Below are 21,767 nucleotides of genomic sequence, written 5' to 3'. Positions count from 1 at the left end.
ATCCTGGAGGAGACAAGATGAAACGTTGGATGACCGTTGCCGCGATGATGGCCACCCTGCTGCACGGTGCAGCCTGGGCGGCGGATGCGTATCCGTCGCGCCCGATCAAGCTGATCGTGGGCTATGCGCCTGGCGGCCCCGTCGACACGGCCGCGCGCATCTACGCCGACCAGCTCGGCCGCGCGCTGCACCAGCCGGTGGTGGTGGACAACCGCGCGGGCGCGAGCGGCGCCATTGCCGCGGACCTGACCGCCAAGTCGGCGCCGGACGGCTACACGCTGTACTTCGTCGCCAGCCCGACCATGACCATGACGCCGCTGATCCAGCGCTCGGTCAACTTCAACCCGCTCAAGGACTTCACCTACATTGGCCTGATCACCGACTACACCAATGTGCTGCTCGTGAACAAGGACTTCCCGGCGAAGAACGTCGGGGAGCTGGTCGACTATGCGCGCAAGCATCCGGACGACGTGACGTTCGGCTCCGCCGGCGTCGGCGCGTCCAACCACCTGTCGGCCGAACTGCTCGCGCAGATGAGCCACGTCAAGATGCTGCATGTGCCGTACAAGGGCAACTCGCCGGCCATGGCCGATGTGATGAGCGGCAAGGTGACGTTCATGTTCGACATCACCGGCACCGCGATCGGCCATATCAACGGTGGCAAGGTGCGTGCGCTGGCGGTGACATCGAAGACGCGCAACCCGGCATTGCCCAACGTGCCGACGATGATCGAGTCCGGGCTCAAGGACTATGACCTGACCGGTTGGTATGCCCTGATTGGCCCGCAGAAGCTGCCTGCCGACGTGGTCGACAAGCTCGTCAAGGCACAGAAGACGATCGGCGATGACCCGGCGTTCAAGCAGCGCATGGTTGCTGGCGGCTATGACCTCAACATCTCCGGGCCCAAGCCGCTGGCGGATCGTATTCAGCGCGAACTGAAGCTGTGGGGCGGCGTGGTCAAGGCGGCGAATATCCAGGCCGACTGAGTGTCGGAAGCGGGTTCTGACCCGCATCGGAACCGCTGCTGAAGCGCCGCCCGTTGGGCGGCGCTTTGTGTTTCGGGCACGGCGGTTGTTCTCCCTGCAACGCCTGATTTCTCCAAGAAGCGAAAAGCGAGGGAAGAGAAGAAGCGGAAGCACCAGCATCAGCGCCGTTGATGTCCTCCCGCCTGCCCACTACTGAGTCGCGTAGCAGCCGAAGGCGATGATGCGATAGCGCGGGCAGTGTCGGGCCACGGACAGGTTCGGGGCTGGTTCAATCATTGCTGGAGAGCCTGCAGGCGGACGCGCACCACGCGGCAGGCAGCCGGGCACGCTCTGAAGCGAGTACCCGTACAACACCCTTAGCACACTACGATCAATATTCGCCCGTTAGGGCAAGTAAACGCGTTCTTTGGTTACTTTCTGTCGCTCGGACAGAAAGTGACTCGCCGGCTACGCCGGCGAAACAGCGGCGCCTGCCAAGAACGACGCCCCGCAATTCGCCGAAGACCCAAAAAAAACGGCAAGTCCGGAGACTTGCCGTTCTTTCACGCTATGGCGCATGGCCCGTGAACAGGACTCACGCCATCCTGCGATCAACCTTCGATTTCAGCCCATCCCTGCATGGCCTGACCGCCGGCGTCATCACCGGTCCACAGGATCAGCTTGCCGGCCTGCGCCGGATCCGCCGTGCCACCAACGGTAATCATGTCCTGGTCGAACAGCGGCGCCAGCCCGCGGAAGCCAAAGCGGCGCACACGTGCCAGCGGCTGCTCGCGCGCCACCAGGTCCAGCATCAGCATGGCCTGCATAGGCCCGTGCACCACCAGGCCCGGATAGCCCTCGACCTCGCGCGTGTAGTCGCGATCGTAGTGGATCCGGTGGCCGTTGAACGTCAGCGCGGAATAACGGAACAGCATGACCGGATCGGCACGCAGCGTGCGCTGCCATTGCGCCGTGTGCTCCAGGCGCGGCCGCGGTGGCTGCGGCTTGCCGACTTCCGGCATGGCACGGTAGACGATGTCATGGCGCTCGCGCACCGCGACCTGGCCATTGACGGTCAGCTCGTGATCGACAGCCACGAACCAAAGCTCGCCGGTGCGGCCGGCTTTATGCTGGACATCCTTGATGGTCGACGTGCGCGTCACCGTATCGCCGACATGAATCGGACGCTCGAATGACAGCTCGCTGCCGGCCCACATGCGGCGCGGCAGCGGCACGGGCGGCATGAAGCCGCCGAGGGTGGGGTGCCCGTCGGCGCCGATATCGCGCTGCGGCGCGCGCGGCAGGAAATAGAGCCAGTGCCACAGCGGAGGCAGCGGCCCGCGCACCACGGCTTCGGGATCCAGGTCAAAGGTCGCGGCAAGACCGGTCACCGGTTCCGGCGCCAGCGTTTCAGTGCGCGATTCGCTGCGTCCGATCCAGGTGCGCAGGTGCTCGAGTTGGGAGTTCTGGGTCATGTCAAAGCCTTTGTGGTTCAGAGCGCCGACGGTTGCGCCAGCGCGATCAGCCGGCGAGCCTGTTCGATGACAGGGCGATCCACCATCTTGCCATCGACCTGCACGGCATGGCTGCCACTGGCGGTCGCTTCCAGCACGCGCCGCGCCCAGTCGAGCTGTTCGGGCGAGGGCAGGAAGCCCGCGCGGACCGCGCCGAGCTGCGCCGGGTGGATGCAAAGCTTGCCGGCAAAGCCTAGCGCGCGCGCATAGGCGACATCGTCGGCCAGTACGGACTCGTCCTTCAGCGCCGTGGTGACGCCGTCGACCGGAGGCGGCAGGCCCGCCACGCGCGAGGCCAGCACGATGCGCGCACGCGCATACGCCAGGGCGTCGCGCGTGTGGCTGCAGCCCAAATCGACCGCATAGTCGAGCGAGCCGAACGCCAGCCGCGCGACACCGCTGGCCGTTGCCACGGCATCAACCTGATGCAGGCCCAGCGCGGTCTCGATGATGGCGATCAGTTCGGCCTTCGGGTTAATGCCGTGCAGGACTTCCGTGATTGCCGCAAGCGCGGCCGGATCTTCCGCCTTGGGCACCATCAGGGCGGCCAGCGGCGTGCCCTTGGGCAGCCCGCGCAGCCACGCCATGTCCGCGGCAAAGCCGGGAGCGGAACTATCGTTGATGCGCACGCAGGCGTTGGCGGCAGGGCCTGCAGCCAGCCAGGCCGCGATGGCCTCGCGAGCCGCCGGCTTGGCGTCCGGATGCACGGCGTCCTCGACATCGAGGACCATCACATCCGGCTTCGCCGCGGCGGCCTTGTCGAAGCGTTCGGGCCGGTCGCCCGGCACGAACAGGTAGGTCACAGCAGTGGACATGTTCGGGAGCCTCAACGCGCGGCAGGCAGCCAGTCGTTCACGTTAGGCGCGCTTTCCAGTGCCCACACGCGCGCGATGATCGCGCGCATCTCGGCCTCGGTCGCGCCTTGGCGGAACGCACCAAGCTGCAGCGCCTTGGCTTCGAGTTCGGGGCGCGACAGCGTATTGTCCGGGTCGCCCTTGGGCACGTCGACGCGCGCCGCCAGTGTGCGGCCGTCGGTCGTGCGTACCGTCACGCGGCCGATCCACTGGCGCGGATAGGCGGCATTGATTTCGTCGTCGAGTTCCATCTCCACCTTGCCGCGGAAGTCAGCCACCTTTGCGTCCTGCAGCGCGTAATCCTCGAACTCGGGCAGGCCCGCGTGTCCATGCACGGCAACCAGGCCCAGCACCGTGCCCATCGAGAACTTGGCCTGGTGGATGGTGGTCGGGTTGACCACGGGGCCGAGCACATCGATGGCGCCCTGGTGCACATGCGTGGTGACGCTGGCGATCTGGTCGGTGGCAACGCCCTCGCGCTGCATCAGCACCTTGAGCGCATCGGCGGCCGGATGCGTGTGGCGGCACGAGGCGAAGAACTTGAACGAGGTCTCGGCGGTGGCCCAGCGCGTGCCCAGGCCATCGGTCAGCCAGGCCGGGTTGGCGTCGCTCGACATGCCCGCGGCCATGCCCTGGGCGCCTTCGAGAATCTGCTTCGCACCGGTGAAGCCCGCGCGTGCCAGCCATGCGGACTGCAGCCCGTCAGCGGCGGCCTTCGCGGTGTGCAACTGCTTGGAGTCGGCGGCGTCGCGCAGGAATTCCCACAGGCCGGCGGCTTGCGTGCCGGCCGAACCCAGCGCCTGGTTGATGCCTTCGGCGTCAAGGTTGTACAGCTTGGCGACTGCCGCGGCGGCAGCCAGCGTGCCGACCGTGCCGGTGGTGTGGAAGATCCGGTAGTGCGACCGGCCCATGAATTCGCCGATGCGGATGCCGGCTTCGTAACCGGCGATGGAGGCCAGCAGCACTTCGGCGCCGGTCTTGCCTTCGGCTTGCGCGGCGGCGACCACGGCCGGGAACACCACGGCGGCCGGGTGCAGCACCGAGCCGTTGTGCACGTCATCCTGCTCGACCACGTGCGACGAAGCGCCGTTGATCAGCGCGGCAAAGTACGGCGAGGTGCGGCGGCGGTCGACGAAGACTTCGGCGTCGCCCGTAGACGGGCCCATGGCCGCCGCGAATTCCTGGATCTTGCGCACGGCGGGGGCGTCCTTGCCGGCAATGGCCGAGGCGATCCAGTCCAGGAACAGGTCCTTGGTGCGCTCGATCACGGGTGCCGGCACGTCGGCCAGCGTGAAACGGGCCAGGAATTCGCAAAGCTGGCGGGTCGGATAGGAGTGGTCTGCGGGTTGGCTCATGCCGTCTCCGGAGATAGTTGGCTGGGCTCGGCCGCTTGCGGCTTCGCGGGGATCAGGATCCTCTCCCGAGGCCGGGAGAGGTGGGGGGAACGGACGTCGCGCGAACGTCCTCAGACAGTCTTCTTGCTCACCAGGGCGTCGATGTCGCCATCGCCGTAGCCCAGTTCAGCCAGGATGCTGCGGCTGTGCGCGCCCAGTGCCGGCACATCGCCCATGACGGGCTCCACGCCCGACAGGTTGGCCGGCGGCAGCAGCGCGTCGATCGGGCCGCCCGGCGTGGCGACTTCGCGCCAGCGCTGGCGCGCCTGGAACTGCGGATGGTTCCACACGCCTTCGATGTCGTTCATCGGGGCATTGGCGATCTGCGCCTGGTCCAGCAGCGCCTCGGCCTGCGCCACCGTCAGCGACGCAAAGCGTGCTTCGATGAGCGCGGTGAGTTCGGGGCGGTTGCTGACGCGGGCGGTATTGCTGGAAAAGCGCGCGTCCTGCGCGAGTTCACGGTCGCCGAGCACGATCTCGCAAAAGTTGGCGAATTCGCGCTCGTTCTGCACGCTGAAGATCACGCTGCCGTTGGCGGTGCGATGAATCCCATAAGGGGCGATGGTCGGATGCGAGGCGCCGACACGCGCCGGCGGCTTGCCGCCGTAGTGGCCGAAATAGAGAACCTGGTTCATCCACTCGGCCATTGCCTCGAACATGGTGACCTGGACACGCAGGCCCTTGCCTGTGCGTCCGCGCTGCAGCAGCGCAGAAAGGATGCCGCTGTACGCGTACATGCCGGCCGAGATATCGGCGATCGAAACGCCGGCGCGCGACGGCTCGTTCGGGCCGCCGGTGAGGCCCACGAGGCCGGCGGCTGCCTGGATCAGCAGGTCATAGGCCTTCTTGTCGCGATACGGGCCGGAGTCGCCATAACCGGAGATGTCGCAGACGATCAGCTTCTCGTACTTGCCATGCAGATTGTCGAAATCCAGGCCCATGCGCGCGGCGGCGCCGGGCGCAAGGTTCTGCACCAGCACGTCGGCATCGGCCAGCAGGCGGTGCAGGATGGACTGCGCCTCTTCATCCTTCAGGTCCAGGGTCAGGCTTTCCTTGCCTCGGTTGAGCCAGACGAAGTACGAAGCCTGTCCGTGCACGGACTTGTCGTACCCGCGCGCGAAGTCGCCCACGCCGGGGCGTTCGATCTTGATGACGCGGGCCCCGAGGTCCGCGAGCTGGCGCGTGGCGAACGGCGCGGCCACCGCGTGTTCCAGCGACACCACGCGGATGCCGTCGAGCGGGCGAATGCCGTTGGGCGTAGATGCAGTCATGCGCGGCCTCAGAACGAACGCGGCAGTTCGAGCACGTGCTCGGCCACGTAGGACAGGATCAGGTTGGTGGAGATCGGCGCGACCTGGTACAGGCGGGTCTCGCGGAACTTGCGCTCGATGTCGTACTCCGCCGCGAAGCCGAAGCCGCCGTGCGTCTGCAGGCAGACGTTGGCGGCTTCCCACGAGGCGTCGGCCGCGAGCAGCTTGGACATATTGGCTTCCTTGCCGCACGGCTTGCCGGCGTCGAACAGCGCGGCGGCCTTGTAGCGCATCAGGCTGGCGGCTTCCACATTGACGTAGGAGCGCGCGATCGGGAACTGGATGCCCTGGTTCTGGCCGATCGGGCGGTCGAACACGACGCGCTCGCGCGCATAGTTGCTGGCGCGCTCGACGAACCAGTAGCCGTCGCCGATGCACTCGGCGGCAATCAGGATACGCTCGGCGTTCATGCCGTCGAGGATGTACTTCAGGCCCTTGCCTTCCTCGCCGATCAGGTTCTCGGCCGGCACTTCGAGGTTATCGAAGAACAGCTCGTTGGTCTCGTGGTTGACCATGTTGCGGATCGGGCGGACCGTCAGGCCCTTGCCGATGGCTTCGCGCAGGTCCACGACGAACACGGACAGCCCTTCGGACTTGCGCTTGACCTGGTCCAGCGGCGTGGTGCGCGCCAGCAGCAGCATCAGGTCCGAGTGCTGTACGCGCGAAATCCACACCTTCGAACCGTTGACGACGTACTTGTCGCCCTTGCGCACGGCGGTGGTCTTGAGCTTGGTGGTGTCGGTGCCGGTGGTCGGCTCGGTCACGGCCATCGACTGCATGCGCAGCTCGCCGGAGGCGATGCCCGGCAGCCAGCGCTTCTTCTGCTCGTCGGAACCATGGCGCAGCAGGCAGCCCATCACATACATCTGGCCGTGGCAGGCGCCGGAATTGCCGCCGTTGCGGTTGATTTCTTCCATGATGACCGAGGCCGCCGTCAGCGACAGGCCGGAACCGCCGTAGGCCTCGGGAATCAGGGCGGACAGCCAGCCCGCCTGGGTCAGCGCCTGGACGAATTCCTCGGGAAAGCCGTTCTGTTCTTCAACGCGCTGCCAGTAGGCCGAATCGAAACCCGCGCAAAGGCTGCGCACGGCTTCGCGGATTTCCGGGAAAAGCTGGTCTTGATCCTGATCTGCAAACATGGGGGTAGGCCCGGTCGATTTGAATGGGGCCATTATTCCCGAGGGCCCATGGGCCCGAAATTCGGATTTGCGAAAGAGCGGCTTAGGTGCGGCTTAGGTGCGGCGCATCGGCGACACGCACAAGAAGCAAGACGCCCGGCGAACCGGGCGTCTGTTCAAGCGAGTCACGAGAATCACGAGTAACGGCGGGCAGCACATCAGTGCATGAACAGCCAGATCAGGATCAGCACGAGAGCCGGTACGCCGAGGAGCCAGGCAATGATATAGGGCATGTTGGTTCTCCTTCCTTTTCTCCACGCTTCCACGATAGAAGGAGTGGCGACTGCGCCGTGTCCGGACGAATCCGTTTGCACTGTAGGACGGCACCGCATCGCGCACGGGACAGGCGCGTTCGCCACGCCATCACCAATATTGATGATGATCCGGCGCCGATGATCGGCCACAATGCCCAAGCGGGCACATTGGCGACGATGAGGCGTCACATGCGATCCGCGAAAAGCAGGGGAAGCGAAACGGACCACGTCCTCGCCCGGCGCAAGGGGCCGACCGATGTCGGCGAGACGGGACGATGTCCGAGAGGGGCGCAGACGGCGCGCCCGGCGGCACTCGACGTGCCGCCGGGCAAGGCCGCTCGGAGGTGTGCCCGGAAGTGCGCCCGTAACTGCCACCCAGATCGCTCCATCTGCGCGCCAGCGCACGCTTGGCGCGCCAACTCAAGCCTATGCTCTGGCAGAGGTCCGTCGTCGGGACCTACTGCAGTCAGGGGGCAAGGCATGAAAGCAATCATCAGCGACGAAGCGGCGCTGGCCGTGTTCGTGGGACCGCGGTTCGCGTACTACCGCGACAATTGGCAACTCGCCGGGTCGCGCAACGGCATGTCGTGGAACTGGGCCGCGTTCGTCTTCGGACCGTTCTGGATGGCCTACCGCCGCATGTACTGGCAGGTCGGCGTCTACGCCATCATCCTCTGCGCCGAACCGGTGCTGCATGCGCTGTTCCAGATCCGGATGCCGGTCGTGCTGTCGCGGCCGCTGCTGTATGCCATGGCGCTGCTGCTCGGCTTCTATGGCAACCAGCTTTACCGCTGGCACGCGGAATCAACGGTTCAACGGCTGCGCGAATACCACTGGTCGCCGGAACTGGTCAACGACTCGCTGGCGCGTTGTGGCCGCACCAGCTGGTCCGGCGTGGCCATCATGGCCGTGCTGATCGCGGTCATGGTCATCTCGCTGCGGCCGCTCGCCGGGCTGGCGGCCTGATCCCGCGGGGAACGGCCATGTATTGCCAACCCTATACGGGCTCGCGGGCGGCGTCGACCAGGTACTGGATCAGGGTTTCGGCGAACTGCGGCAGTTCTCGCCCCGGGCGGCGGCACAGGCGCAATTCGCGGCGCGCCCACTCGTCTTCCAGCGAAATGAAGCGCAGCACCTTGCGGCTGGCGTAACGGCGCGCGCAGCTGTTGGGCACGATGGCGATGCCGGCGCCGGCCTCGACCATGCGGCAGACGGCGTCGAAGCTGCCGACCTGGATGCGCAGGCTGATGCGCTTGCCCATGCCCCTGGCGATGCGGTCCAGGAACGACTGGATCGCGCTGAACTGGTTCAGGCCGACAAAACGGCAGGTGTCGAGCAGGTCGGCGAAGTGCAGCCGCTTGAACTGCGGCAGCGGATGGTTGACCGGCGCGATCACGATCAGCTCATCGCTGCACAGGTGCATCACATCGAGGTCCTCGGTGGCGACTTCACCCGCCACGATGCCCAGGTCCGCCGCGCCGGCACTGACCGCGGAGACGATTTCCTGCGACAAGTGCTCTTCCAGCTCGACGTCCACATCAGGGTTTTCACTTAGAAAACGCGACAATCCGGTCGCCAGGAAGGAGTTGGTGGCGGTCGTATTGGCGAGCAGGCGAACCCTGCCCTTGACGCCCTTGGCATAGGGGCGCAGGTCCGAGTGCAGGCACTCCAGCTCGCGAAACACCTCGCGCGCATGGCGCAGCAGGGCGTCCCCGGCGGGGGTCAGCCGGACGCCCTTGACCTGGCGGATCAGCAATTGGGTCTGGAACGCCTCTTCCAGCTGCTTGATACGCGTGCTGGCCGCCGGCAGGGACAAGAAGCTGCGCTCGGCGGCGCGGGTCAGGTTCCCCGTTTCACCGACGTTGAGGAAAAGGCGCAGGTCGGTCAGATCGTAATGCATGGGGTTCCGTCAGGCCAAAGGCCACTTTTGCAAATCGTGAATTCCAATGTTTCACCCGACAATTTATCGTATCCCGCGTGGCAATAACATCTGGACATGATTGTCCGCGCCTGGCATGGCCGTCGCGGACAAGCCGTTATTGTCGCCAGAAACGCGGTCCGGTGACCGGGAAAGTATTCAGAGGAGCAACGCAATGAGCGGTTTGATGGCAGGCAAGGTAGCGCTGGTAACGGGCGCAGGTGGTGGTATCGGGCGCGGGATCGCGCTGGCGATGGCAGCCGCCGGCGCCAAGGTCGTGGTCAACGACCTTGGGGTCTCGATGTCCGGCGAAGGCGGCGATGCCGGCCCCGCACAGTGCGTGGTGGAAGAAATCCGTGCGGCCGGCGGCGAAGCCGTGGCGAATACCGACAGCGTATCGACCTGGAACGGCGCCAACGCCATCGTCCAGTGCGCGCTCGACAACTTCGGCCGCATCGACGCCGTGGTCAACAACGCCGGCAACCTGCGCGACCGCATGTTCTTCAAGATGAACGAGGAGGAATGGCGTTCGGTGATCGACGTGCACCTGCACGGCACCTTCTTCGTGAGCCGCGCCGCGGCCAACTATTTCAAGGACCAGGAAGGCGGCGCGTTCGTGCACATGACCTCGACCTCGGGCCTGATCGGCAATCTGGGCCAGGCCAACTACTCCGCGGCCAAGCTCGGCATCGCCGCATTGTCGAAGTCGATCGCGCTCGACATGCAGCGTTTCAACGTGCGCTCGAACTGCATCGCGCCGTTCGCGTGGAGCCGCATGACCAGCTCGATCCCGGCCGAGACGCCGGAAGAAAAGGCCCGCGTGGCCAAGCTGCAGAAGATGGAAGCCGGCAAGATCGGCCCCGTCGCGGTCTACCTGGCCAGCCCGGCAGCGGCCGAAGTCAACGGCCAAATCTTCGCGGTGCGCGCCAACGAAATCATCCTGATGAGCCAGCCGCGCCCGGTGCGCTCGGTGCACATGAGCGAAGGCTGGACGCCGGAATCGATCGGCGAGATCGCCATGCCGGCCATGCGCAACAGCTTCTTCAAGCTCGAGCGCTCGCCCGACGTGATCAGCTGGGACCCGATCTGAGATGGCGGCCGCCATGCAGGGCGCGCTGGCCGGCGTCCGGGTGCTCGACCTGTCGCGCATCCTGGCCGGACCGTGGTGCGCGCAGAACCTGGCGGACCTTGGCGCCGAAGTCATCAAGGTGGAACGTCCCCGGGTTGGCGACGACACGCGCTCGTGGGGCCCGCCGTGGCTGCCGGACGCTGACGGCCAGCCGTCGCGCGATGCCACCTACTTTGCCGGCGCCAACCGCGGCAAGCAGTCGTTGACGCTGGATATCGCCAGTCCGGAAGGGCAGGCGGTCGTGCGGGACCTGGCGGCCAAGTCGCATATCGTCCTGGAGAACTACAAGGTCGGCGACCTGAAGCGCTACGGGCTCGGCTACGAGAGCCTGAAGGCGATCAATCCGGCGCTGGTCTATTGCTCGATCACGGGCTATGGCCAGACTGGCCCAAGCGCGCACAAGCCTGGCTACGACTTCATCTTCCAGGGCATCGGCGGATTGATGAGCGTGACGGGCGAGCGCGACGACCTGCCTGGCGGCGGACCGCAGAAGGTCGGCGTGGCGGTGGTGGACATGCTGACCGGCATGTACGCGACCGTGGCCGTTCTGGCGGCGCTGCGGCATGCCGAGCGCACTGGCGAGGGCCAGCATATCGACATGGCGCTGCTCGACGCCGTGGTGGCGGTGGGCGCGACGCCGATCATCGCCCAGCGCATCACCGGCCAGGCCATGCCGCGCTACGGCAATGCCCACGCCAACATGGTGCCGTACCACGTGTTCGCCACGGCGGACGGCTACATGATCGTCGCGGCCGGCAATGACGGCCAGTGGCAGGCGTATTGCCGCGGTATCGAGCGGCCTGACCTGGCTGCCGACGAGCGCTTTGCCACCGGCCCCGGACGCATCATCCACCGCGAGGTGCTGGTGCCGTTGCTCGAGGACCATATGCGCACCCGCGCCACTGCCCACTGGGTGGAGGCACTGGAAGCGCAGGGCATTCCGTGCGGGCCGATCAACGACTATGCGCAGGTGCTGGAAGACCCGCAGGTCCGCCATCGCGAACTGCAGGTTGACCTGGTGCGCAAGGACGGCGCCATCTGCCCGACCGTCAAGAGCCCGCTGCGGCTTTCGGCGACGCCGGTGCAGTACGACGCGCCGCCGCCGCGCCTTGGCGAACATACCGAGCGGATCCTGGGCGAGGTGCTGGGCTTGTCCGAGCAGCGGATTGCTGCGCTGCGGGAGCAGGGCGTGGTCTGAACACGCGCGGCAAAAGGCCGATAGCAAAAGCCGGCGATGACCTTGTCATCGCCGGCTTTTTTTGTCGCTTGTTGGAAAGTCAGGAAGGGGCAGAGGCCCTGACGTGGTTCGAGAGCATCCAGCGCGGGCCACTCCCGGTTCAGCGATTTCGAAGGAGGTGGTCCCCACGAGCTTGGGCTTGTGCCCGCAGGAAACGCGCTTTTTGGTTCCTTTTTGTCGCTTGGACAAAAAGGGACTCGCCGGCTACGCCGGCGAAACAGCGGCGCCCGCCAAGAGCCACAAGCCAATCATCCCCCCACCCCAAGCTGCATCCCCCGCTGCCGGTATTCGCCCGGCGCCACGCCGGTCCACTTCTTGAAGGCGCGATGGAAGGTGCTCGGCTCCGAAAAGCCGAGCCGCAGCGCTACCTGCTGCAGCGTCAGGCCGGAACGCTCGAGCATGCCGATCGCCACATCGCGCCGCAGGCTGTCCTTGATGTTCTGGTAGCCGCGCCCTTCGTCGCGCAGGCGGCGGCGCAGGGTTTGCGGCGTCAGGCGCAGCATCTGCGCCATCTGCTCCAGCGAAGGCAGTTCGTCGTCCAGGTGCGAACGCAGGTGAAGGCGGATGCGCTCTGCCAGGCAGCTGTTGTCGCGGTAGCGCACCAGCAGGTTGTGCGGGGCTTCGCGCAGGAACTCGTCCAGGCCGGTGGTGTCCTGCATCACCGGCAGCCGCAGCCACGCGGCATCGAAGTGCAGCGCCGTGCAGGGCTGGCTGTATCGGACCGATGTATTGAAGACGCGCTCGGTGTCGGTCTGCCCGGTGGGCGGCCGCGCGCTCAGGTCGACGCGGGACAGTGGCACGCGCCGCGCCACCAGCCAGTTGATCAGGCCATACGCGTGGAACACGAACGTCGACTCGGCAAAGACCTGGCACGGCGATGCCGGCGCATGCGCGTGCAGGCGCACGGAGACCGTCTTGCCGTCGTCGGAGCGGTGCAATCTGGGCGTGAAGTCGCCGATATGCAGCCGGTACTGGCGCAAGCCGGCCTGGATGGCCTCTTCCAGCGTCGTGCAATGGATCATCGCCTTGGCGGCCTGGGCGAAGACGCCTGGCGGCACGGGGCGGCTCAGCAGGCCCCACAGCTCGTCGCGCGTGATGCGGCGCAGCGAGCGGATCAGCGCGGCGTACTGGTCCTGGGTGACGCGCGCGGCGGGCGACGCCAGCAGGGCGGGCGAGATGGCCGCGCGGCGCAGCAGGGCCTCGATGTCGCAACCGAGCCGGTGTGCGCCGAGCAGGATCTGCTGGACGTGGTGGATGGCGATGGTATGGCGGGCCGGCGCGGGCGCGGCGGCCGGTGCCGCCATGACGGCGCCTGTCGTGGCGCCCGCGCCGGCCAGCACCGGACCCGGCGCGGCGAGGCTGCGCGGCATGCCCGGCACGGGATGCCGGTGAGCGGGCGTGGCAACGATGTGCATGAGTCTCCTCGTCGTTCTGGGGCGGTGCCCGACTTTTGCCCCCTTGCAATGGCGGCATGTCGGCCTGGGTCAGACCTTATCGCGGCCGGGTGGCGCCGCACAATCGGGATTTGCCAAAGCCTGCCTTCCACCTGAGCAGTTCGGCCAATCATTTTGGGTCGTCTGGTCATTGTCCGGACCACCCCCGATCGCGCACTCTTTCGCTGTGGAAAAGTCCGCGCCGAACGGACCGCCACCGGCACGCGGACAGGGCCGGATCGCCGGATGCAAGGCCGGCGACAAAAACGGGGGCAGCCCCCTGGCCCTGCCAACAAAAAATACACAGGAGACAACCACATGCAGGCAGATCGTCGTAGTGCATTGCAGCGTCTGGGCGCCGGAGCGCTGGCCGTGGGCGGGATCGTCACCGGCCTGCTTGGCGCGGGCGACGCGATGGCGCAAGGAGCGTTTCCGTCGAAAACCGTGCGCCTGGTCGTGCCGTATCCGGCCGGCGGCGCGACCGACGTGCTGGCGCGCGCGATTGCAGACGGCCTGGGCAAGACCTGGAAGCGCCCGGTGGTCGTCGAGAACCGCCCGGGCGCCAGCAGCATGATCGGTTCCGAAGTGGTGGCCCGCGCCGAACCGGACGGCTACACCGCGCTGCTGACCATTACGACGCTCGTGCAGGCGCCGAGCCTCTATGCCAAGGCGCCGTTCGATCCCATCAAGGATTTTGTCGCGGTGTCCGAGCTGGGCACGACGAACCTCGTGTTCGCCATCAACAGTGCCGTGCCAGCCACGAGCCTGAAGGAGTTCATTGCGCTGGTGCGCGCCAAGCCGAAGCAGTACTCCTACGGCTCGTACGGCACCGGCTCGAGCGGCCACCTTTACGGCGAGATTTTCAACGAGAGCGCCAAGCTCGACATGATCCACGTCTCCTACAAGGGCGAGGCGCCGGAACTGAACGACCTGCTCGGCGGCCAGGTGCCTTCGGCGGTGATCTCCGTGATGGGGGCCAAGCCGCACTCGGCTTCGGGGCGCCTGCGCGCGCTGGCCGTGACCGGTCCGTCGCGCGCGCCGCAACTGCCTGACGTGCCCACGTTCAAGGAAGCCGGCATCGCCGGCATGGATTCGCTGGGCTGGTTTGGCCTGCTGCTGCCGGCCGCCACGCCGCGCGCGATCGTCGAGAAGTTCTCCGCCGACGTCAACAAGGTGCTGGCCGATCCCGCCGTGCGTACCCGCATGAACGACATGGGCGTGATCCTGACTGGCAGCACCCCCGATGCCTTTGCCCAGACCGTGCAGAACGACTATGCGCGCTGGGGCAAGGTGATCCGTACCCACAACATTCGTCTTGACTGAGCCTTTGCCTGACATGAAGTCTGCCAGTACCACCCAGCCTTACCGTTCCCCCGCCTGGCCCGCGGGCTTGCCGGCCTCGCTGCACGTGCCGCGTACCAGCCTGTTCTACAACCTGGAAGTGGCCGCGCGCCGCTATCCGGACAAGACCGCGATCCAGTATTTCGGCACGGCGATTTCCTTCCCCGCGCTGCTGGACGAGGTCGAGCGCATGGCCGGCTATCTGCAGCACACCTGCGGCATCGAGCCTGGGGACCGGGTGGTGCTGTTCAGCCAGAACTGCCCGCAGTACATCGCGGCCTACTACGCCATCCTGCGCGCCGAGGCCGTGGTGGTGCCGGCCAACCCGATGTGGCTGGAAGCCGAACTCGAACACGTGGTCAGCGACAGCGGCGCCGTGGCCGCCTTCTGCGGCAGCGAGCTGTACGACCGCGTCGCGCCGCTGCACGGCAAGGCGCTGCGCAACGTGATCGTCCATCACTACGCAGGCATGCTGCGCGACGACGGTGGCCTGCAGGTGCCGGCCTGGCTGCGCGAGCCGGCGCCCGCGCTGCAGGCGTCACCGAGCGGTGCGATGCCGGTGGAATGGGATGCCGCGCGCAATGCCGCCCAGCGTCCGCGCCCGCACGAGGCCGGCTACGACACGCTTTGCATGCTGGCCTACACCTCGGGCACGACCGGCAATCCCAAGGGCTGCATGCATACCCACGGCACCATGATGACTTCCGCGGTGGGGTCGCAGGTGTGGCGCAGCAGCTCGCCCGAAGCGGTGGTGCTGGCCGTGGCGCCGATGTTCCACCTGCTCGGCATGCAGAACTGCATGCATTCGCCGATCTACCTGGGCGCGACCGTGGTGCTGATGCCGCGCTGGGATCGCGCCCTGGCCGCCGACCTGATCGAGCGCTATCGCGCCTCGGTATGGGGCGCGCCGCCGGCCATGCTGGTGGACTTCTTCGCGCAGCCCGGCGTGGAGCAGCGCGACCTGTCGAGCCTGGCGTTCCTGGGCGGCGGCGGCGCCGCCATGCCCGATGCGGTGGCCAACATGCTGCAGGAGCGCTTTGGCCTGCCGTACGTGGAAGCCTACGGCATGACCGAAACTGCATCGTTCCTGCTGTCCAACCCCCGCCAGAAGCCCAAGCGCGAATGCCTGGGCATTGCCACCTTCGGCGTGGATGCCCGCGTGGTGGACCCCGACACGCTGGCCGAACTGCCGCAGGGCGAGATCGGCGAGATCGTCGCCCACGGCGCCCAGGTGATGCAAGGCTACTGGAACAACCCGCAGGCCAACGAAGAGTCGTTCATCGAGATCGACGGCAAGCGCTTCCTGCGCACGGGCGACCTCGGCTTCATGGATGAAGAGGGCTACTTCTTCATGCGCGACCGCCTCAAGCGCATGATCAACGCGTCCGGCTTCAAGGTCTGGCCGGCCGAGGTGGAGAACCTGCTCTACGGCCACCCGGCCATCCACGAGGCCTGCGTGATCGCGGCGCGCGACGACCATCGCGGCGAGACGGTCAAGGCCGTGGTGGCGCTGCGCCCAGAGTCGCTAGGCACGCCCGACGCCGAGCCGGAACGCATCATGGCCTGGTGTCGCGAACGCCTGGCGGCTTACAAGGTGCCGCGCATCGTCGAGTTCGTTGACGCGCTGCCCAAGTCGGCCACCGGCAAGATCCAGTGGCGCGCCCTGCAGGAAGACGCCATGCGGCCGGCGGCTCCTGCACAAGCCAATGCGCAGAGCCGGTAAGGCCCGCGTGCCAGACAGAGTTTTAGAGAGAGACAGCATCATGACGCACAACAGCAGACGAACCTGGCTGGCCCAAGCCGGCACCCTGGCAGGCGCCGCCATGCTGGGCAGCGTGGGCCAGGCAGTGGCCCAGCCCAACTACCCGAGCAAGCCGATCCGCCTGGTCGTGCCGTATCCGGCCGGCGGCGGCACCGACACCGTGGGCCGCATGATCGGCCAGCGGCTGGCCGAGGCCTGGGGCCAGGCGGTCGTGGTCGACAACAAGCCGGGCGCCAGCGGCATGCTTGGCAACGATATCGTGGCCAAGGCCTCCCCCGATGGCTACACGGTGCTGCTGGCCATCACCGCGCTGATCCAGTCGCCGAGCCTCTACAAGCGCACGCCTTACGACGTGAGCAAGGATTTCACGCCGGTCTCGCTGGTCGCCAAGTCGTCCGACCTGTTCGTGGTGCCCAACCGCGTGCCCGCCAATACGCTGCGTGAATTCATCGCGCTGGCCAAGGCCGGCAAGCTCAGCTATGGCTCGTACGGCAACGGCACCTCGTCGCACCTGCACGGGGAACTGTTCAGCCAGCAGGCCGGCATCGAACTGACGCACATCCCGTACAAGGGCGCGGCGCCGCTGGTCAACGACCTGCTCGGCGGCCAGGTGGATTCGGCCTTCGTCGATGTGACTTCGGCGTATCCGTACCTCACCAGTGGCAAGTTCAAAATCCTGGGCATCACCGGCACCCAGCGCTTCAAGGCGATCCCGAACGTGCCGACGTTTGCCGAACAGGGCTTGCATGGCTTCGAGCCGAGCGGCTGGTTCGCGATCTTCCTGCCGGCCAACACGCCAAAGGAAGTGACCACGCGCCTGGCGACCGAAGTCGCGCGCATCGTCAAGCTGCCGGAAATCAGCCAGAAGCTGGCCGGCATGGGGCTGCAGCCGGTGGGTTCCGCGCCGCAGGAACTGGCCGGCGTGGTCTCGGGCGACATGCCGAAGTGGGCCAAGATCGTGCGCGACGCGCATATCCAGCTGGACTGATCGCCGCACAGGGCGCCGAACCGCAAGCCTTCCCAGGAGTCATCAATGGAAACGATTCGCAATGCCGTGGAAGACGGCATTGCCACCCTCACGCTGGACTACCCGGCCCGCAAGAACGCGCTCAATGGCGTCATGCGCCGGGAGATCGGGGATGTGATCCACCAGTTGCGCCAGGACACCAGCGTGCGCGCGCTGATCCTGACCGGTGCCGGCACCGACTTCTGCTCGGGCGGCGATATCAGTTCCATGCAGGGCGAGTTCACGGCCGCGCAGGGCCGCCAGCGGCTGAACAACATCCACCCGTGGCTGGAGGCGCTGATCCAGCTCGAGATCCCGGTGATTGCCGCGGTGGACGGGGCCGCCTTTGGCGCCGGCTTCAGCCTGGCGCTGACCGCCGACATCATCCTGGCCACGCCGCGCGCGCGCTTCGCGCTGCCGTTCCTGCGCCTGGGCCTGATTCCTGACTGTGGTGTGTTCTACACATTGCCGCGCATGATCGGACTCCAGCGCGCCAAGGCGCTGATGTTCTCGATGCGCGAACTCGATGCGGAGGCCGCGCAGGAGCAGGGCATCGTCATGGAGATCGTGCCGGCCGACAGCCTGCAGGCGCGCGCGCGTGCGATGGCCCGTGCGTTCACCGAGGCATCGCCGGTGGCCGTGGCGCTGACCAAGAAGGCGCTCAATGCCTCGCTGAACCAGGACCTGCACAGCATGCTGGCCATGGAAGCGGACGGACAGGGCATTGCCTTCGCGACGGAATACCGCCAGGAAGCCGCCAGCCGGTTCCTGTCCAAGCAGGTACCGCGCTATCGCTGGCCTGACTGATATCGGGCGGCCCGGCATGCTGCGTTGCCGCATGCCTTGCCGCCTTCAACACGCATTACGCCCATCTATATAGGCATGGCAGCGGGCATGACCGGCTGCCTTTCTTCCTCCTCTGCATTTCGAAGTCGATATACATCATGGGATCTCCCGAACTGAACGCCGCCGCCGCCTCCACCTCCACCGAGGCACCCTGGATGACCGAAGACCTGATCCTGTTCCGGGACACGGTGCGGCGCTTTGTCGAGCGCGAGCTGGCGCCGAACGAGTCGCGCTGGGCTGAACAGGGCTACATCGATCGCGACGTCTGGCGCCGCGCCGGCCAGATCGGCCTGCTCTGCGCGAGCATTCCCGAGGAATTCGGCGGTGGTGGCGGCAACTTCGCCCACGAGGCCGTCATTACGCAGGAAATGGCGCGTGGTATCTGCACGAGCCTGGGCAACAACGTGCACAGCGGCATCGTGGCGCACTACATCCTGAACTACGGCACCCAGGCGCAGAAGGAGAAATGGCTGCCGCAGATGGCCAGCGGCGAAATGGTGGCGGCCATCGCCATGTCGGAACCGGGCGCCGGCTCCGACCTGAAATCGATCCGCACCCGCGCGGTGCGTGAGCAGACGGCAAGCGGCGACTGCTATCGCATCAGCGGCGCCAAGACCTTCATTACCAACGGGTATCACGCCGACCTGGTGTGCCTGGTGGCCAAAACCGATCCGGAAGCCGGTTCGCGCGGGGTATCGCTGATCATGGTGGAAACCCGGGACCTGCCCGGCTTCCGCCGCGGCCGCATCCTGGAGAAGATCGGACAGAAGGGCCAGGACACGGCCGAGCTGTTCTTCGACGACGTGCTGGTGCCGTGCGACAACCTGCTGGGCGTTCAGGAAGGCCAGGGCTTCTACCAGCTCATGCAGCAGTTGCCGCAGGAACGGATGATCATCGCCCTGGGCTCGGTGGCGAGCATGCAGCGCGCGATCGAGCTGACCACCGATTACGTGCGCGAGCGCAAGGTATTCGGGCAACCGCTGCTGGACCTGCAGAACACGCGCTTCAAGCTGGCCGAGTGCAAGACCAACGCGACCATTGCCGCGACCTTCGTCAACGACTGCATGGTGAAGCTGATGGCGGGCAAGCTCGACGCCGCGACTGCGGCCATGGCCAAGTGGTGGTGCACGCAGCGCAACTGCGAAATCATCGACGAGTGCCTGCAGTTGCACGGCGGCTACGGCTACATGCTGGAGTACCCGATCGCGCGAATGTATGCCAATGCGCGTGTCGGCAAGATCTATGGCGGCTCGAACGAGATCATGAAAGAACTGGTGGCCCGCACGCTCTGAGCGTTGTCATCAGCAGTCCGCGAGTGCTGATGCACGTCGCGGAAACCGCAACAGAAAGGCCGGCCAAAGCGCCGGCCTTTCTGTTTTATCGTTACAAAACCTGCTGTGCAGATTGGGGCGGAAAGGTGTAAGGTTTGTCACAGCATAGTCAATGGCCCGTCGCGCGCGGGGAGGGGCAGTGGTTCAAATGTGGTGTTTGCAGGGCGGAAATGCCGTTGCGCACAAGCAAGCGAATCGTCAACTCAAGCTCCACCATCGCCGTTATTTGACTATGATGAAGTAAAGACTTCGCAACATGACCACGTCGCCAAGCCGGGGTGGTGTACCGCGAAAGCCGGTGCGAAGCCTCAGGGGAGTAGCAGTGCTTTCGCCTCGGACGGGGACTCTGACGGGAGTGAGGTATGGACATTTTCGGCCATTACGCCACGCGTTTCGAAGCTCGCAAGGAAGAGGAATACAGCATCCAGGAATACCTGGATATCTGCAAGAAGGATCCGACCGCCTATGCGACTGCGGCTGAGCGCATGCTCGCCGCGATCGGCCAGCCGGAGCTGGTGGATACCCACCACGATCCGCGCCTGTCACGGCTGTTCTTCAACAAGGTGATCCGGATCTATCCGGCTTTCCGCGACTTCTATGGCATGGAGGACACGATCGAGCAGATCGTTGCCTTCTTCAAGCATGCCGCGCAAGGGCTCGAGGAACGCAAGCAGATCCTGTATCTGCTCGGGCCTCCCGGTGGCGGCAAGTCCTCGCTGGCAGAGAAGCTGAAGGCGTTGATGGAGGAGGTGCCCATCTATGCGCTGAAGGGTTCGCCTATCCATGAATCTCCGCTCGGCCTGTTCTCGCCGGAGGAAGACGGCAAGATTCTGGAAGAGGACTATGGCATCCCGATCCGGTACCTGAACACCATTCCCTCGCCGTGGGCGGTGAAGCGCCTGCACGAGTTCAATGGCGACATCACGCAGTTCCGCGTGGTCAAGCTGCGCCCGTCGGTGCTGTCGCAAATCGCGATTTCCAAGACGGAGCCTGGCGACGAAAACAACCAGGACATCTCCTCGCTGGTCGGCAAGGTGGATATCCGCAAGCTCGAGGATTTCCCGCAGGACGACCCGGACGCCTATTCGTATTCCGGCGGCCTGTGCCTGGCCAACCGCGGCCTGCTCGAGTTCGTCGAGATGTTCAAGGCGCCGATCAAGGTCCTGCACCCGATGCTGACCGCCACGCAGGAAGGCAACTACAAGGGCACAGAAGGCTTTGGCGCGATACCGTTCGACGGCGTGATTCTCGCGCACTCGAACGAGGCCGAATGGCAGACCTTCAAGCAGGACAAGAACAACGAGGCTTTCCTCGACCGGATCTATATCGTCAAGGTGCCGTACTGCCTGCGCGTGTCCGAAGAGGTGAAGATCTACGACAAGCTGCTGCGCAGCAGTTCGCTGTCGGCGGCGCCGAATGCGCCCAGCACGCTGAAGATGATGGCGCAGTTCGCGGTGCTCACGCGCATCAAGGAGCCCGAGAATTCCAACATCTTCTCGAAGATGCGCGTCTATGACGGCGAGAGCCTGAAGGACGTCGATCCGAAGGCGAAGTCGTACCAGGAGTATCGCGACTACGCCGGCGTGGATGAGGGCATGAACGGCCTGTCGACGCGCTTCGCGTTCAAGGTCCTGTCCAAGGTCTTCAACTTCGACAACACCGAGGTCGCGGCCAACCCGGTCCACTTGCTGTACGTGCTCGAACAGCAGATCGAGCGCGAACAGTTCCCGCCGGAACAGGAAGCGAAGCTGCTCTCCTATATCAAGGAATACCTGACCACGCCGTATGTGGAGTTCATCGGCAAGGAGATCCAGACGGCGTACCTGGAATCGTATTCCGAGTATGGGCAGAACATCTTCGACCGCTACGTGGTGTTCGCCGACCTGTGGATCCAGGACCAGGAGTACCGCGATCCGAATACCGGTGAAATCCTTGACCGCAATGCGCTGAATGACGAGCTCGAGAAGGTCGAGAAGCCCGCGGGTATCTCGAACCCGAAGGACTTCCGCAACGAGATCGTCAATTTCGTGCTGCGCGCCCGGGCCAACAACGGTGGCAAGAATCCGGTCTGGACCAGCTACGAGAAACTCAGGATGGTGATCGAGAAGCGCATGTTCTCGACCACCGAGGATCTCCTGCCGGTCATCTCGTTCAACGCCAAGTCTTCGCGCGAAGACCAGGACAAGCACGAGAATTTCGTCAACCGCATGACGGAGAAGGGGTATACGCCGAAACAAGTCCGACTTTTGGTGGAGTGGTATCTGCGCGTAAGAAAATCATCCTAACGGCGCCTGA

The 21,767-nt window shown here is 65.6% G+C and carries 18 protein-coding genes; 10 read left to right on the top strand and 8 right to left on the bottom strand.

The window, feature by feature from the left end; genetic code table 11:
• Positions 1 to 17 precede the first annotated feature (17 nt).
• Positions 18 to 986: a Bug family tripartite tricarboxylate transporter substrate binding protein gene (locus tag ACIGJB_RS26175; protein WP_483732885.1), complete on the top strand. Its 969-nt coding sequence runs from the start codon at positions 18 to 20 to the stop codon at positions 984 to 986.
• 590 nt (positions 987 to 1,576) lie between these two features.
• Here the strand turns inward: ACIGJB_RS26175 and ACIGJB_RS26170 are convergent.
• The 6 genes from ACIGJB_RS26170 to ACIGJB_RS26145 form a co-directional block, all read right to left on the bottom strand.
• Positions 1,577 to 2,440, bottom strand: coding sequence for an HTD2 family dehydratase (locus ACIGJB_RS26170; protein ID WP_483732884.1), 864 nt, complete (start codon positions 2,438 to 2,440; stop codon positions 1,577 to 1,579).
• Between the two features lie 17 nt (positions 2,441 to 2,457).
• On the bottom strand, positions 2,458 to 3,294 hold the full coding sequence (locus ACIGJB_RS26165) for an HpcH/HpaI aldolase/citrate lyase family protein (protein ID WP_483732883.1): 837 nt from the start codon (positions 3,292 to 3,294) through the stop codon (positions 2,458 to 2,460).
• Between the two features lie 11 nt (positions 3,295 to 3,305).
• Positions 3,306 to 4,688, bottom strand: coding sequence for an MmgE/PrpD family protein (locus ACIGJB_RS26160; RefSeq protein ID WP_483732882.1), 1,383 nt, complete (start codon positions 4,686 to 4,688; stop codon positions 3,306 to 3,308).
• A 110-nt stretch (positions 4,689 to 4,798) separates the two neighbouring features.
• On the bottom strand, positions 4,799 to 5,998 hold the full coding sequence (locus ACIGJB_RS26155; protein ID WP_483732881.1) for a CaiB/BaiF CoA transferase family protein: 1,200 nt from the start codon (positions 5,996 to 5,998) through the stop codon (positions 4,799 to 4,801).
• Between the two features lie 8 nt (positions 5,999 to 6,006).
• Positions 6,007 to 7,176 carry an acyl-CoA dehydrogenase family protein gene (locus tag ACIGJB_RS26150; RefSeq protein WP_483732880.1) on the bottom strand — a complete coding sequence of 390 codons (1,170 nt, stop codon included), beginning with the start codon at positions 7,174 to 7,176 and terminating at the stop codon, positions 6,007 to 6,009.
• 197 nt (positions 7,177 to 7,373) lie between these two features.
• Positions 7,374 to 7,628 carry a hypothetical protein gene (locus ACIGJB_RS26145; protein WP_483732879.1) on the bottom strand — a complete coding sequence of 85 codons (255 nt, stop codon included), beginning with the start codon at positions 7,626 to 7,628 and terminating at the stop codon, positions 7,374 to 7,376.
• A 321-nt stretch (positions 7,629 to 7,949) separates the two neighbouring features.
• On the opposite strand from ACIGJB_RS26145, the gene ACIGJB_RS26140 reads away from it, so the two are divergent.
• Positions 7,950 to 8,435 carry a DUF2628 domain-containing protein gene (locus tag ACIGJB_RS26140; RefSeq protein WP_483732878.1) on the top strand — a complete coding sequence of 162 codons (486 nt, stop codon included), beginning with the start codon at positions 7,950 to 7,952 and terminating at the stop codon, positions 8,433 to 8,435.
• Between the two features lie 31 nt (positions 8,436 to 8,466).
• Here ACIGJB_RS26140 and ACIGJB_RS26135 read toward each other — a convergent pair whose 3' ends face one another.
• A complete protein-coding gene (locus tag ACIGJB_RS26135) occupies positions 8,467 to 9,369 on the bottom strand; it encodes a LysR family transcriptional regulator (RefSeq protein ID WP_483732877.1) in 903 nt (300 codons plus the stop codon).
• A 193-nt stretch (positions 9,370 to 9,562) separates the two neighbouring features.
• On the opposite strand from ACIGJB_RS26135, the gene ACIGJB_RS26130 reads away from it, so the two are divergent.
• Together ACIGJB_RS26130 and ACIGJB_RS26125 are read left to right on the top strand one after the other, a co-directional pair.
• Positions 9,563 to 10,477 carry an SDR family NAD(P)-dependent oxidoreductase gene (locus ACIGJB_RS26130; RefSeq protein WP_483732876.1) on the top strand — a complete coding sequence of 305 codons (915 nt, stop codon included), beginning with the start codon at positions 9,563 to 9,565 and terminating at the stop codon, positions 10,475 to 10,477.
• A gap of 1 nt (position 10,478) precedes the next feature.
• Entirely contained in the window at positions 10,479 to 11,714 is a 1,236-nt protein-coding gene (locus tag ACIGJB_RS26125) for a CaiB/BaiF CoA transferase family protein (protein ID WP_483732875.1), read from the top strand.
• Between the two features lie 287 nt (positions 11,715 to 12,001).
• On the opposite strand, the gene ACIGJB_RS26120 is transcribed toward ACIGJB_RS26125, so the two are convergent.
• The gene (locus ACIGJB_RS26120; protein WP_483732874.1) at positions 12,002 to 13,168 is read right to left on the bottom strand and encodes an AraC family transcriptional regulator; all 1,167 of its coding nucleotides are present in this window, start codon (positions 13,166 to 13,168) and stop codon (positions 12,002 to 12,004) included.
• Positions 13,169 to 13,504: 336 nt separating this feature from the next.
• Here ACIGJB_RS26120 and ACIGJB_RS26115 point away from each other — a divergent pair, with 336 nt between their 5' ends.
• The 6 genes from ACIGJB_RS26115 to ACIGJB_RS26090 all read left to right on the top strand — a co-directional run bounded on the left by ACIGJB_RS26115 (position 13,505) and on the right by ACIGJB_RS26090 (position 21,757).
• Positions 13,505 to 14,509, top strand: coding sequence for a Bug family tripartite tricarboxylate transporter substrate binding protein (locus ACIGJB_RS26115; protein WP_483732873.1), 1,005 nt, complete (start codon positions 13,505 to 13,507; stop codon positions 14,507 to 14,509).
• Positions 14,510 to 14,522: 13 nt separating this feature from the next.
• Positions 14,523 to 16,250: a long-chain fatty acid--CoA ligase gene (locus tag ACIGJB_RS26110; RefSeq protein ID WP_483732872.1), complete on the top strand. Its 1,728-nt coding sequence runs from the start codon at positions 14,523 to 14,525 to the stop codon at positions 16,248 to 16,250.
• A 40-nt stretch (positions 16,251 to 16,290) separates the two neighbouring features.
• On the top strand, positions 16,291 to 17,277 hold the full coding sequence (locus ACIGJB_RS26105) for a Bug family tripartite tricarboxylate transporter substrate binding protein (protein WP_483732871.1): 987 nt from the start codon (positions 16,291 to 16,293) through the stop codon (positions 17,275 to 17,277).
• A 45-nt stretch (positions 17,278 to 17,322) separates the two neighbouring features.
• The gene (locus ACIGJB_RS26100) at positions 17,323 to 18,102 is read left to right on the top strand and encodes an enoyl-CoA hydratase/isomerase family protein (protein WP_483732870.1); all 780 of its coding nucleotides are present in this window, start codon (positions 17,323 to 17,325) and stop codon (positions 18,100 to 18,102) included.
• A 137-nt stretch (positions 18,103 to 18,239) separates the two neighbouring features.
• Positions 18,240 to 19,433 carry an acyl-CoA dehydrogenase family protein gene (locus tag ACIGJB_RS26095; protein ID WP_483732869.1) on the top strand — a complete coding sequence of 398 codons (1,194 nt, stop codon included), beginning with the start codon at positions 18,240 to 18,242 and terminating at the stop codon, positions 19,431 to 19,433.
• Positions 19,434 to 19,834: 401 nt separating this feature from the next.
• Positions 19,835 to 21,757, top strand: coding sequence for a PrkA family serine protein kinase (locus ACIGJB_RS26090; protein ID WP_483732868.1), 1,923 nt, complete (start codon positions 19,835 to 19,837; stop codon positions 21,755 to 21,757).
• Positions 21,758 to 21,767: the final 10 nt, after the last annotated feature.

The sequence above is a fragment of the Cupriavidus sp. C2SS-8b genome, assembly GCF_057073745.1.
The sequence above is the reverse complement of the archived record's forward strand: the minus strand, read 5'-3'. Positions and strand labels throughout refer to the sequence as shown.